Here is a 12,047-nt window from a genome sequence, read left to right as displayed (position 1 = left end):
GGCCGCGACGCCGCCGACCCGGTCGATACCCCACGGGACCGACTGCGTCGCGGCCGCCGATCCCATCGCCGTGCCGTCGTCGGGCAGGCCGCCGAGGCTGTCGCGTCGACGGCGGCGCGCCGGCGTCGATTCGAGCGCCGGTATCGCTGCGGCGTCGACGCGGGCGACGAGGACCGGGGCGGCGTCGGCGCTGTCGAGCACCTCGCCGCCGGCCGCGGCGACGACTCCGTCGCCGCAGTCGCCGGCGACCGAGGCGTTCGTGAAGGTGAGCAGGACCCGCGTGTCGGTGTCACTAGTGTTTGCAGTGTCGGGAGTCGCGCAGGCGTCGACGGCGGGCGTCGCCGCACCGGCAGTTGCGAGAATGGTGACGGCGACGAACAACCCAACGAGGACGAGCGAACGACGCATCGGTGGCAGTAGAGAGTCGACCGAAATAAGTGAGGTGGTCAGTCGTCGACGGCCGCGGCGAGGCCGAGGACGCGGTCCCGGAGCGTGGCGGTGTCGCGGGCGAACACGACCGTCGAGTCCCGACGGCGGTCGAGCAGCGCGGTCGGTTCCCGCTCGGCGAAGATGTCCCGGACGTGGTCGATGTCGACCCCGCGGCCCAGCGAGACCGTCTCCCAGTCCATCGAATCGAGGGCGTCCGCGACGGGCGGGTCGTGGCGGCACCGACAGGCGAACGCCAGCGACGGCCTGATCTCGCGGGCGTCGAGCAGCAGGTCCGCGACGCGGCCGCCGGCGGCGAACCGGACGCCGCGGTTCGACCGAAGCCCCTCGCGGGTGCGTGCGATCCGGCCTTCGACGGCGGCGATATCGCCGTCGTCCTCGGCGTAGGGCGTCGCGCCGACGACGGCCATTCCGGCCTCGTCGACGAGAGGGCTCACGTCTGCCTCGACCAGCGACGCGACGACAGCCTCGACGGCTTCGGCGGTCGGTTCGCTGGCCGCCCGGTCGCGCGTCTCGACCATATGGTGGACCGCGCCCGGCCCCTCGCCCACGTCGAGGTTGTACCGGACCGCGCGGGCCAGCAGGTCGACGCCGGACTCGACGGCCCGGCCGAGAGTGTCGCCGGACGCCAGCCGGGTCGCTATCGCCGAGGAGAGGGTACAGCCAGACCCGTGGGTCGCCTCGGTGTCGACGCGGGGGTGTTCGAACCGCTCGATGCCGTCCTCGGTGACCAACACGTCGACGACGCTGTCGCCGGGGACGTGGCCGCCTTTGACCAGCGCCGCGTCGACGCCCATCTCGCGGAGTTCCTCGCCCGCCGCCCGGAGGTCGGCTGGCGTCTCCGGGTCGACGCCTGTCAGGACGGCCGCCTCGTCGGCGTTGGGCGTGACCAGCGTCGCCTCGGTCAGGAGGCGTTCGTAGGCGTCCTCGGCCGCGGGGTCGAGCAGTCTGTCGCCGCTGGTGGCGACCATCACCGGGTCGACGACGAGGTTCGGCAGGCGGTCGGCGTACTCGACGAGGAGGTCGATCACCGGTTCGGCCGCGAGCATTCCCGTCTTGACCGCCGCCACGTCGAAATCGTCGAGGACGGCCGTCAGTTGGGCCTCGATCTGATCGACCGGCAGGAGGTGTGAGTCCGCGACGCCGGTGGTGTTCTGGGCCGTGACGCTGGTTATCACGCTGGTTCCGAACGCGCCGCCGGCCTCGATGGTCTTCAAGTCGGCCTGGATGCCGGCCCCGCCGCCCGAATCGCTCCCGGCGACGGTCAGCACGACCGGCGGCGACACCGGTGACTGCTGTCGTGTCATAGCTGAGAGTATCACCGCCCTATACAAATCGGTGATGATAGCGACTGTGACAGTGTCTGACGCAGCCAGAAGAGTTATCACAGATCACCACTGATGGAAGAGCACGTGTGGTGTGGGACAACCCACCACGGGTGACCGGAAACGCATGACCGAGAACAGCACCGAGATCGAGCCGACGGACGAGCAACGCTACGCCGCAATCGAGACTGGCGCGGACGAGACGATGATCTACGACCGGGAGAACCCGGACGCGTGGGTACAGTCCAGCTATACAGTCGAGATCGGCGGGTAGCAGGGGGAAAGCGGTGATTCGATAGGCGACGTCGCCCAGTGGCGACGCCCTCGGGCCCGACGACGCCGGCGGAGAAACACACAAATACCGCGGCCCACACGGGGCGGTATGGCGAAAGTGTACTACGTGACCGTCGACGGCGACCGGGTCGAGGGACCGTACGAGGAGCGCTCGGAGGCCAAGGCGATCGCGGACGACCTGAACACCCACGAGGTCAACATGGAGTACCGGGTCGAGGGCGTCGAGGCCTAGCCGAGCGCGATCATCGCGATGCCGCCGACGGCGAGACCGGCCGCGACCAGCCGAATCCCGAAGTTCTCCTCGCGCAATAGGACACCGCCGAGTATCACGGCCACGACGGCTTGCGTGTTGACGATGGGCGAGGCGATGCTCGCGGGGACCAGTTGGAAAGCCAGCAAGACGATGTGGTTGGCGATGGCCACGATGAGGCCGGCGGCGAGAAAGCGCGGCAGGTCCCGGCGGGTCCGGTCGGGCCACTCCCGGCGGAGCGCGAGCGGAGCGACCGACAGCGACACCAGTCCGAACAGCACCGGCAGAAAGACCTGCGGAGCCAGCGACAACTCCTGCATGAGGTAGCGTTTGCCCACGTCGACGACGCCGAAGGTGGCGGCGCTGAGAAGGGCTAGCTGTGCGGCCGGCGTGACCAGCGCACGGCGGAACGGTTCGAGGAGTTCGCCGGGTTCGTAGTTGGCGACGTAGACGGCGATAGTGGCCGTGAGGACGCCGGCGACCTGCAGCGGCGACAGTATCTCCCCGAGGGCGAGCACCTCGATGGGCAACACGAACACCGGGACGAGTTTGCTGATCGGCGCGACGTAGGACACCGCGCCGCGGCGGAGTGCGGCGACGAACGACAGAAGCGCCACCGCCGTCAGCAACGAGACGCCGACGGCGACGACCGGGAGTTCGATGCCGGCACCGGCAGGGAGGAGCGGGCCGTCGAAGGTGAACAGCGCTATCGGGAGGTACCACCCGAACGCGGCCGCCTCGACCAACAGGACGTAGACGACCGAGGGGTACGGCTCGAAGTAGCGTTTGATGGCGTAGAGGTAGGTCCCGAGCAACAGCGCCGCGACCACCGAGTAGGCGAGTCCGAGGTCCACGAATGGGGTTCGGGAGGGCGTCCTATGAGTCGTACGATACGGTTACAGGCCGAGTTCTTCGATGGTGTCTTCGAGGACGTTAGCGGACTCGATGAACGCCTCGCGCTCGTCCTCCGAGAGGTCCAGTTCCAGCACCTGCCGGATGCCGCGGCGGTTGACGACACAGGGGAGACTGAGATAGAGGTCCTCCAAGCCGTACTGGCCCTGCATCAGCGTCGAGACAGTCATGATAGTGTCCTCGTCGCGGATCAGGCCCTCGATGATGTCCGTCGTCGCCATCCCGATGGCGTAGTAGGTGGCGCCTTTCTTCTCGATGATCTCGTAGGCGGCCCCGCGGACCTCCTCGGCGATGTCGTCTTTGACCTCTTGGCCGTGGGGCCGGTTAGTGAGTTCGCAGTACTCGTCGAAGGGGATGCCGGCGAGGTGGGCGCTGCTCCAGAGGGGGACTTCGCTGTCGCCGTGTTCGCCGATGACGTAGGCGTGGACGTTCTTGGTCGCCACGTCACAGTGCTCGGAGATGACCTGTTTGAAGCGGGCCGTGTCCAGCGCCGTCCCCGACCCGATGACGCGTTCGTAGGGGAGGTCAGAGACCTGCCACGTGACGTACGAGAGTACGTCGACGGGGTTGGTGACGACGAGCAGTACCGTCTCCGGGGAGATGCGCTCGGTGATCTTCGGGACCATGTCCTCGAAGATGGAGACGTTTCGCTCAAGCAGTTCGAGGCGGCTCTCGCCCGGTTTCTGGCTCGCGCCGGCGGTGATGACGACCACGTCGGCGTCCCAGCAGTCCTCGTAGGTGCCGGCGTAGACGTCGACCGGTTTGACGAAGCCGGTGCCGTGGCTGAGGTCCATCGCCTCGCCCTCGACTTTCTCCTGATCGATATCGATCAGCGCTATCTCCGAGACCGCACCGCTGCTCATCAGCGAGTAGGCCGTCGTGGCCCCGACATCGCCCGCACCGACTATCGCAACTTTACCCTTGACGCGTCCAGTTGACATCGTGTCTGGACCTTTTACTCGCGTCCGTATAAATTCCCCCGAGATGGTCAGAGACTGAGAACGGGCCGATCAGACACGCCACTCGTTACCGCAGTCGATACAGCTGTAATACCGCCAGTCCGTCCCGCCGGGGACTCGCTCGCGGTCGGTCGCTTCCCTGTCGTCGCTGCCGCAGGCCGGACACTGCCGCGTCGGGTCGATAGCAGTAGCCATCACAGTTCGTCGTTCGACGGCCTACAAAATAATTGTTTCGGATATGAGTTAGTATTTCCGGCAGGGCCGTTTTTACCCGAGGGGGCCGAAAGAGACGTATGCGAGTACTGGTCACCGGAGCGAGCGGATTCGTCGGGAGCAACCTCGTGCCGGCGCTGGTCGAGGCGGGCCACGACGTGGTCGCGATGACCCGCGACGCCGGGAGCTACGACGCCGCCGAGGGCGTCGACGTCGTCGAGGGCGACCTGCTGGACCCGTCGACGTTACCGGGTGTCTTCGACGATATCGAGGCCGCGTACTACCTCGTCCACTCCCTGCAGACGGGCGAGGACTTCGAACAGCGCGACCGGGAGGCGGCGACGAACTTCACCGCGGCCGCGAGTGCCGCCGGCGTCTCCCGGGTGGTGTACCTCGGTGGCCTCGGCGAGACGGGCGACGACCTCTCGCCGCACCTCCGCTCCAGACAGGAGGTCGAACAACTGCTGGGCCGTGGGAGCTACGAGTTGACGACGCTGCGGGCGGCGATCATCGTCGGCGCGGGGTCGATCAGCTTCCAGATGGTCCAACAACTGGTGACCAAACTGCCAGTGATGGTCGCCCCGCGGTGGGTGTACACCGACTGCCAGCCGATCGCCATCAGCGACGTCGTCGAATACCTCGTCGGCATCCTCGAAGCGCCCGAGGCGGCCGGCGAGACCTACCAGATCGGCGGCCCCGACGTGCTGAGCTACCGTGAGATGCTGACCCGGACGGCGGCGGCGATGGGCAAGCGCAGACTGGTCGTCCCCGTCCCGGTGTTGACGCCGAATCTCTCGGCGTACTGGGTCGACCTCGTGACGGACATCCCGCGGTCGATCTCACACCCCCTGATCGAGGGGCTCCGCAACCCGGTCGTCGTCACCGACGACAGCATCGAAGCGGTCGTCCCGGTCGACCGGACGCCGTTCCGGACGGCCGTCGAGCGCGCGCTGGAGGGCGAGGCGTGAGGCGTGTCAGCCCCGGCGAGACGACCTACGACCGGTGGGTCTACGAGAGCATCGTCGACGCGATTCCCGGCGTCGAGTTCTCCCGCGCGCAGGCGCTGGCTATCCAACTTGTCCTCTTCGAGGTCGGTGTGCTCGGCCTCGCGGCCGTCTTCGACGCGTGGGCGGCCGTCCCGGCGGGCACCGCCGCGGTCGTCGTCGTCTCCAGCGGGTCGGCCCTGATGCTCACACTCGGCCGCCGCATCCGCGACGTGGACGTACCGCGGGTGTACACGGACGTCCTCTTCGGGACCCAGATCGAGATCGTCCTCGGCGTGTTCTCGTTCGTCGGCCTGATCACCTACCTCTTCGTCGTCGACCCCCAGACCGTCGGGTCGTCGCTGCTCGGTGACCTCCTCGGGCGACCGTACCGCGCGCCGGTCGTCGCGTTCACGCTGGTCGTCCTCTTCGACGTCTGCTACCGCATCGGAACCGGCTGGTGGGCCAGCATCGTCGGCCTCTGGCGGACGGTGATGTACGGCCGGGACCTCGCCACCGAGAGCCGGTCAGCGCTGCTCCGGGCTGACCTCGTCACCATCGGTTTCGCGTGGGTTCAGACGATTATGCTGCCGTTCGTCGCCGGCCACGACCTGATCTTCTTCGCCGTCGCCGGTCACGTCCTCGCCGTCACCCTCGTCTCCGGCGCGTCGGTGCTCCTGCTGTCCCGGCACAACCGGGCCGACAGCGGCCTCCTGTGAGCCGTATTTTCTTGTGATATGAGCACGAATGACACGGTGTGGCCCCCAGCAGCTACACCTGCGACGGCTGTGGCCTGCGGATAGAACGGGCGATGGACTTAGAGAAGATAGAGGGGACGGCGACGCCGTCGTGGCGGTGTGGGACCTGCGAGACGACGGTACCCGCTGTCGTCGCCGAGCGGATCAAACACCAGCGCCAGCGCTAGGCGGCCTCGGCGACAAACTCGGTGAGTCGGTCACCGGAGACGAACCCCTCCGCGAGGCGGTCACGCTCCTCGCCGTCGACGAACAACACCAGCGTCGGGACCGAGGTGATCCGGTAGTCGTCGATCAGCGGCGGGTCGTCCCGGGGGTTGACGATCCCGACGGCGGCTTCGGTACCGCGGGCGACACCGCCCACGACCGGTTCCATCGAGGCACAGACCCCACAGCCGTCGGTGACGAACTCGACCAGCGCCGGCGAGTACTCCTCGACGAACGCTTCGAGTGCCGCCGCGTCAGCGAGTTCGACCGGGCGGTCCGGGACGGAGTCGGAGTCGGATCGACTGTTCATAGGAGTACTAACAGGGCTACAGACTTGTATGGACCGGAAGGTACTTACAAACCATCACCTAACCAACGAGTCAGTATGGACGCGGCAGGCGGGGGCACGGGAACGAACCGGACGGTGACGAGGACGCAGTTGCTCGAAGCGACGAAGCAGGCGCTGTGCAAGCACGGCTTCGTCGACCTGACGATGCAGTCGATAGCCGACGAGTCCGAGAAGAGCAAAGCGGCGCTGCACTACCATTTCGACACGAAGGAGGACCTGCTGGCGGAGACACTGGCGTACCTCCTAGAGGAGTTCTTAGAGGAGGTCGACACCGGGGCCGAGGGCGACCCGGAGACGCGCCTGCGGGCGCTCGTCGAGGCGATGCTGTTCGGTCCCAACGGCCGCGACGGCGACTCCAGCGGCCACTGGACGTTCCACACCGCGCTGCTCGAGGTCCAAGCCCACGCGCCCCACGACGAGACGTTCCGCGCGCAGTTCTCGGACAACAACGACCACCTGCTGTCGCTGTACACCGACATCATCGAGGAGGGTATCGACAGCGGCGTCTTCGAACCCGTCGACCCCGAGGCGACGGCCACCCACCTCGTCGCCGCCATCGAAGGAGCGCGCGTGACGCAGGTCTCGACGGAGTGTGACACCGTCGCCGAGACGGTCCACGATTCGCTCACCGAACACGTCATCGACCCGATGGTCCGCGAGGGGTAGCGCCAACCGAGAGGCCTTTACTCCTCGCTGTCCCTCCGTCGGGTATGGACGCGGCACTGGGCCCACCGGAGTCGATGGCCGAACGGGCCGGGGACCTGACGCCGATGATGTCCCAGTACTTCGAGTTGACCCGCGAGTACGACGACTCGCTGGTGCTCTTTCAGGTGGGGGACTTCTACGAGGCCTTCTGTGACGCCGCCGAGGTGGTCGCCCGCATCTGTGAGATCACGCTGACCAAACGCGAGGACTCGACAGGGACCTACCCGATGGCCGGTATCCCCATCGACAACGCCGAGAGCTACGTCGAGCGCCTGCTGGAGTCGGGCTACCGGGTCGCAATCGCCGACCAGATAGAGGACCCAGAGGAGGTCTCCGGCGTCGTCGACCGGGCGGTCACGCGCATCATCACGCCCGGGACCCTCACCGAGGACGAACTGCTGGGCGGCGCGGACAACAACTACGTCGCCAGCCTCGCCCGGGAGGGCGACCGCTTCGGTCTCGCCCTGTTGGACGTCTCGACGGGCGACTTCTACGCCACCTCGACCGACGCCGAGGCGACCGTCGGCGACGAGATAAGCCGGTTCGCGCCCGCGGAGGCCATCGTCGGCCCGGAGGCGAGCGCCGACCACTTCGGCGGCGACTGTATGGTCACGCCCCACGACGCGCGGACATTCGAGCGAGCGACGGCCAGCGACCGCGTCGCCGAGTACTTCGGCGACCCCGAGCGCCTGCTGGCGGACCCCGTCGAGGTTCGGGCCTGCGGGGCGTTGCTGGCCTACGCCGAGTACACCCGCGGCGGCGCCGAGGAGTCCGCACGCCTCGAGTACCTCAACCACCTCACGCGCTACGACCCGCGGGAGTACATGGTGTTAGACGCCGTCGCGCTGGACAGCCTCGAAGTGTTCGACCGCCGGACCGTCACCGGCCCCGAGGGGCTGACACTGGTCGACGCCGTCGACGAGACGGCCTCCGCGCTCGGTCGCCGGGAGCTGACGGCGTGGCTCCGGCGGCCGCTGATCGACCGCGAGCGGATCAGTGCCCGCCACGCGGCCGTCGGCGAGTTGAGTCGCGCGGTCCAGACCCGCGAGCGCCTGCACGACCGCCTGACCGAAGTGTACGACCTCGAACGGCTGATCTCGCGGGTCGCTCGCGGCCGGGCGACCGCCCGCGACCTCCGGTCGTTGACGGACACGCTCGACGTGGTTCCCGAGGTCCGTGAGGCCCTGTCCGACGCCGAGGCCGACCTGCTGGTCGACCTCCGGGAGCGACTCGACGACTGCCCCGAGGTCCGGGAGTTGATCGGCGACGCTATCCAGCCCGACCCGGCGCAGAAACTCACCGAGGGCGGAATCATCGCCGAGGGGTACGACGACACCTTGGACGACCTCCGGGGGACTGAACGCGACGGCAAAGCGTGGATCGATGACCTCGAACAGCGCGAACGCGAGCGGACCGGTATCGACTCGCTGAAGGTCGGCCACACCTCCGTCCACGGCTACTACATCGAGGTGACCGACCCGAACCTCGACGCGGTGCCCGATGAGTACACCCGGCGTCAGACCCTCAAAAACAGCGAGCGGTTCGTCACACCCGAACTCCGCGAGCGCGAGGAGTCGATCATCGCCGCCGAGCAACGGGCCGACGACCGGGAGTACGAGTTGTTCGTCGACGTCCGGGAGACGGTGGCCGGTGAGGCAGAACGCGTCCAGGACCTCGCCGCGGCGCTGTCGGAACTGGACGTGCTTGTCGCGTTCGCCACCGTCGCGGCCGAACACGGCTACACGCGCCCCGAGATGGACGCGTCGGGCATCCGTATCGAGGACGGCCGCCACCCGGTCGTCGAGCGCACCGAATCGTCGTTCGTCCCCAACGATGCTGTCTTCGACCCCGACAACCGGGTCGCGGTGATCACGGGACCCAATATGAGCGGCAAATCGACGTATATGCGACAGGTCGCGCTGATCGTCCTGCTGGCACAGGCCGGGAGTTTCGTGCCCGCCGACGACGCGCAGTTGCGCATCGTCGACCGGGTGTTCACGCGGGTCGGGGCCAGCGACGACATCGCCGGCGGACGCTCGACCTTTATGATCGAGATGACCGAACTGGCCGAGATTCTCGACAGCGCTACCGCCGACTCGCTGGTCCTCCTCGACGAGGTGGGGCGGGGCACCTCGACGACGGACGGCCTCGCCATCGCCCGCGCGGTGACGGAGTTCCTCCACGACGAGGTGGGCGCGACGACGCTGTTTGCGACCCACCACCATGAACTGACCGCCGTGGCCGAGGACCGGGAAGGGGTGTTCAACCGCCACTTCCGGACCCGCCAAGAGGGTGGAGAGGTCGTCTTCGAACACGCCGTCGAACCGGGCGCGGCGGCGGCCTCCTACGGCGTCGAGGTGGCCGGCGTCGCCGGCGTCGCCGACCCAGTTGTCGACCGGGCGAGCGAACTGCTCGAAGGGGAGCAGCCGGGCGAGCAACGCGAGGCGGACGCGCCGGTAGACACAGAGGCGACGCCGGACGAACGGACCAACGGGCACCGCGAGCGTGAGGGCGACGCAGCGGCGGTGGCCGAGCGGTTGCGGGCGGTCAACGTCGCCGAACTGACACCCATCGAGGCGCTGAACACCCTCGCCGAGTTGCAGTCCGAGCTGGAGTGAGCGGGTGCCTTTATTAACTGGGATAGCCAACAAGGGAGCAATGGTCGAGGTACCCCTGGATCTCGACCCGGCGATGGTCGACAACATGCGCCGGGAGAGCGAGGATCACGGTTTCGACGACCTGGACGCGTACGTCCAGTGGGTCCTGAAGCACCGCGAGGCCGTCCTGAACGAGCACGACGTCTGGGAGGACTCCGGCGTCCCCGACCCGGACGCGGACCTGAGCCAGTCCTCCTCGGGCACGGGGCTCGACGCCGGTGGCGGCGCGGATATGTTCGAGTCGAAAGTGCCCGAGGACGACGGCGATGCGGACGAATCGAGCACCGAGGACGACGAGGAGGACGTCGAACTCCCCGAGGAAGAGGAGAACAGCGCCGACGACGACGACGTGGCCGCGGCCTTGGAAGACATCGAACTCGACGACGAGGAGTGACAAGGGTTCGGTACGTTTTTATTCGCAACCGTTCACGTCGGGTATAAATATGATCGGTGGTGGAACCCGGGCACCCACCGGGAGGTGTGGCGATGGAGCGTGATCCCATCGGGTGGACCGTCGGCGTAGTGACGACCCACAGCGTCGCAGTCGTCGTGCTGTTGCTGGTCGCGACTGCCGGCGTCGCGGCGGGTATCCCTCAGTTGGACTTCACGACGGCCGACAACAGCAACGCGACCGGCGACACGACGGCCGCACAGAAGGCCGATTACGCCGACGAACACTTCGACCGAGGGCCGACGTTCCGGCCCGAGCGACCGGGTGGCGGGCCGACCTCGGGCGAACAGCGGCCGTCGGCAAACGAAAGTGCGGACGCGCCAAATTCGACCGCTGACAGCACCGGAACATCCACCACAGAGGACGACGGACAGCGATCGGGCGAGAACCGGACGGTTCGGACGGTGACGACGCGGCACGTCGTGTACGTCTACGACGCTGACGGCGACGTCCTCTCGCGGTCGTCGCTGCTGGAGTCGCTGCGGTTCCACGAGCGACTCTCGGCAGTCCCGTCTATCGAGGGACGACTCGACGGGAAGGGAGGGGTCCGTGGCGTGGCGACGCTGGTCGGGCGGCAGGCGGCGGACGACCCGAACGCCACCCTCGCCGAACAGCGGGCGGCGGTCGAGGAGCTCGACCGCTCGGAGATAGCGGCGCTGGTCGAGTCCAGTATCGAGCGCCGGCCGACAGCGGCCCGACTCCTCCCGGAAGGGTACGAACCGAACGGGAGCGCGGTCCACGTTCGTCGGCTGGCCGTCGAGCCGACGGTGAACCTCTCGGCACCGCCCGCGGGGCGGAGCTATCAGGGGACCGCGCGGGCTATCCACCGGACGGCCGAGGGGTTCGGGACGGCCGAATACTTCACGCTCGGAACGGCCGCCCGGGAGGACCTCGAATCGGCGTGGAACCGGAACACGCTGGAGTTAGTCGTCCCCGTCTCGGTGCTGTTGATCCTCGCCGTGCTGGCGTTCGCCTACCGCGATATCGTCGACGTCGTCGTCGGACTCCTCGGCGTCGGTATCTCGCTGGTGTGGACCTTCGGGATTCTCGGATGGCTCGGGGTCGCCGCCGGCGCGATGATCATCGTCGGCCCGGTGTTGATCGTCGGCCTCAGCGTCGACTACGGCCTACACGTGTTTATGCGCCACCGCGAACAGCGCCGCGACGACGACGGCGGCCCGCGGGGACCGATGACGCGGTCGCTTCGGTCGGTGGCGCTCGCGCTGGTGCTGGTGACGGTGACGACCGGTATCGGGTTCACGGCGAACGTCACGAGCGACTTCCAGTCCATCCGCAACCTCGCCGTGGGCATCACGCTGGGCGTCGTCTCGGCGCTGGTCGTGTTCACGACGCTGGTTCCGGCGGCGAAACTCGTCGTCGACGACGCCCTCGAAGCGGTCGGTCTCGACCGCCGGAAGACGCCGCTGGGCAGCGGTCGGTTCCTCCGGCCGGTGCTGACGAGCGGCGTGACCCTCGCGCGCCGGGCTGCCCCGGTCGTCGTCGCGCTGGCGCTGGTGGCCGGTCTCGCCGGCGGGGCCGC

General features: G+C 67.9%; 14 protein-coding genes and 1 pseudogene. 9 read left to right on the top strand and 6 right to left on the bottom strand.

The genetic code is table 11. The annotated features are described in order from the left end of the window. Together GJ629_RS10250 and thiD are read right to left on the bottom strand one after the other, a co-directional pair. Positions 1-408: pseudogene (locus GJ629_RS10250) on the bottom strand (hypothetical protein); the annotation flags it as partial. Between the two features lie 38 nt (positions 409-446). Further along, complete coding sequence (gene thiD, locus GJ629_RS10245) at positions 447-1,754, bottom strand: bifunctional hydroxymethylpyrimidine kinase/phosphomethylpyrimidine kinase (protein ID WP_157512894.1); 1,308 nt, start codon at positions 1,752-1,754, stop codon at positions 447-449. 145 nt (positions 1,755-1,899) lie between these two features. On the opposite strand from thiD, the gene GJ629_RS16225 reads away from it, so the two are divergent. Beyond that, entirely contained in the window at positions 1,900-2,046 is a 147-nt protein-coding gene (locus tag GJ629_RS16225) for a hypothetical protein (protein WP_197428544.1), read from the top strand. A gap of 108 nt (positions 2,047-2,154) precedes the next feature. Then, positions 2,155-2,298, top strand: a complete 144-nt coding sequence (locus tag GJ629_RS16220; protein WP_197428543.1) for a hypothetical protein — start codon at positions 2,155-2,157, stop codon at positions 2,296-2,298. Here the strand turns inward: GJ629_RS16220 and GJ629_RS10240 are convergent. The 3 genes from GJ629_RS10240 to GJ629_RS16215 form a co-directional block, all read right to left on the bottom strand. After that, positions 2,295-3,170, bottom strand: a complete 876-nt coding sequence (locus GJ629_RS10240; RefSeq protein ID WP_370515860.1) for an EamA family transporter — start codon at positions 3,168-3,170, stop codon at positions 2,295-2,297. The genes GJ629_RS16220 and GJ629_RS10240 overlap by 4 nt on opposite strands. A gap of 42 nt (positions 3,171-3,212) precedes the next feature. Continuing rightward, positions 3,213-4,169, bottom strand: coding sequence for an L-lactate dehydrogenase (locus GJ629_RS10235; RefSeq protein WP_157512893.1), 957 nt, complete (start codon positions 4,167-4,169; stop codon positions 3,213-3,215). A gap of 69 nt (positions 4,170-4,238) precedes the next feature. Further along, positions 4,239-4,382: a hypothetical protein gene (locus GJ629_RS16215; RefSeq protein ID WP_197428541.1), complete on the bottom strand. Its 144-nt coding sequence runs from the start codon at positions 4,380-4,382 to the stop codon at positions 4,239-4,241. A gap of 98 nt (positions 4,383-4,480) precedes the next feature. On the opposite strand from GJ629_RS16215, the gene GJ629_RS10230 reads away from it, so the two are divergent. Genes GJ629_RS10230 through GJ629_RS10220 form a run of 3 tightly spaced genes read left to right on the top strand, consistent with a single transcriptional unit; the run spans position 4,481 to position 6,308 of the window. Next, positions 4,481-5,368 (top strand): NAD(P)H-binding protein, encoded by an 888-nt coding sequence (locus GJ629_RS10230; RefSeq protein ID WP_157512892.1) that lies wholly within the window; start codon positions 4,481-4,483, stop codon positions 5,366-5,368. After that, positions 5,365-6,102: a hypothetical protein gene (locus tag GJ629_RS10225; protein ID WP_231754583.1), complete on the top strand. Its 738-nt coding sequence runs from the start codon at positions 5,365-5,367 to the stop codon at positions 6,100-6,102. Before GJ629_RS10230 ends, GJ629_RS10225 begins: the two co-directional genes overlap by 4 nt. Before the next feature lie 38 nt (positions 6,103-6,140). Further along, positions 6,141-6,308: a hypothetical protein gene (locus GJ629_RS10220; protein ID WP_157512890.1), complete on the top strand. Its 168-nt coding sequence runs from the start codon at positions 6,141-6,143 to the stop codon at positions 6,306-6,308. On the opposite strand, the gene GJ629_RS10215 is transcribed toward GJ629_RS10220, so the two are convergent. After that, on the bottom strand, positions 6,305-6,655 hold the full coding sequence (locus tag GJ629_RS10215) for a co-chaperone YbbN (protein WP_157512888.1): 351 nt from the start codon (positions 6,653-6,655) through the stop codon (positions 6,305-6,307). The genes GJ629_RS10220 and GJ629_RS10215 overlap by 4 nt on opposite strands. A gap of 75 nt (positions 6,656-6,730) precedes the next feature. Between GJ629_RS10215 and GJ629_RS10210 the strand changes: the two genes are divergently transcribed. The 4 genes from GJ629_RS10210 to GJ629_RS10195 all read left to right on the top strand — a co-directional run. Next, positions 6,731-7,360: a TetR/AcrR family transcriptional regulator gene (locus GJ629_RS10210; protein ID WP_157512886.1), complete on the top strand. Its 630-nt coding sequence runs from the start codon at positions 6,731-6,733 to the stop codon at positions 7,358-7,360. A gap of 44 nt (positions 7,361-7,404) precedes the next feature. Continuing rightward, complete coding sequence (gene mutS / locus GJ629_RS10205) at positions 7,405-10,017, top strand: DNA mismatch repair protein MutS (protein WP_157512884.1); 2,613 nt, start codon at positions 7,405-7,407, stop codon at positions 10,015-10,017. Positions 10,018-10,057: 40 nt separating this feature from the next. Next, complete coding sequence (locus tag GJ629_RS10200) at positions 10,058-10,450, top strand: hypothetical protein (protein WP_157512883.1); 393 nt, start codon at positions 10,058-10,060, stop codon at positions 10,448-10,450. Between the two features lie 92 nt (positions 10,451-10,542). Further along, the coding region (locus GJ629_RS10195; RefSeq protein ID WP_157512881.1) for an MMPL family transporter at positions 10,543-12,047 on the top strand (1,505 nt) is incomplete at its 3' end.

Source organism: Halapricum sp. CBA1109, from assembly GCF_009741825.1.
Lineage (GTDB): Archaea > Halobacteriota > Halobacteria > Halobacteriales > Haloarculaceae > Halapricum.
Note: the sequence above shows the minus strand (reverse complement) of the source record. Positions and strands in the feature narration are given on the sequence as shown.

Coding starts and splice junctions, on each gene's coding strand:
- GJ629_RS10230 (WP_157512892.1), top strand. CDS start 4,481: ATGCGAGTACTGGTCACCGGAGCGAGCGGATTCGTCGGGAGCAACCTC.
- GJ629_RS16215 (WP_197428541.1), bottom strand. CDS start 4,382: ATGGCTACTGCTATCGACCCGACGCGGCAGTGTCCGGCCTGCGGCAGC.
- thiD (WP_157512894.1), bottom strand. CDS start 1,754: ATGACACGACAGCAGTCACCGGTGTCGCCGCCGGTCGTGCTGACCGTC.
- mutS (WP_157512884.1), top strand. CDS start 7,405: ATGGACGCGGCACTGGGCCCACCGGAGTCGATGGCCGAACGGGCCGGG.
- GJ629_RS16225 (WP_197428544.1), top strand. CDS start 1,900: ATGACCGAGAACAGCACCGAGATCGAGCCGACGGACGAGCAACGCTAC.
- GJ629_RS10200 (WP_157512883.1), top strand. CDS start 10,058: ATGGTCGAGGTACCCCTGGATCTCGACCCGGCGATGGTCGACAACATG.
- GJ629_RS16220 (WP_197428543.1), top strand. CDS start 2,155: ATGGCGAAAGTGTACTACGTGACCGTCGACGGCGACCGGGTCGAGGGA.
- GJ629_RS10210 (WP_157512886.1), top strand. CDS start 6,731: ATGGACGCGGCAGGCGGGGGCACGGGAACGAACCGGACGGTGACGAGG.
- GJ629_RS10235 (WP_157512893.1), bottom strand. CDS start 4,169: ATGTCAACTGGACGCGTCAAGGGTAAAGTTGCGATAGTCGGTGCGGGC.
- GJ629_RS10215 (WP_157512888.1), bottom strand. CDS start 6,655: ATGAACAGTCGATCCGACTCCGACTCCGTCCCGGACCGCCCGGTCGAA.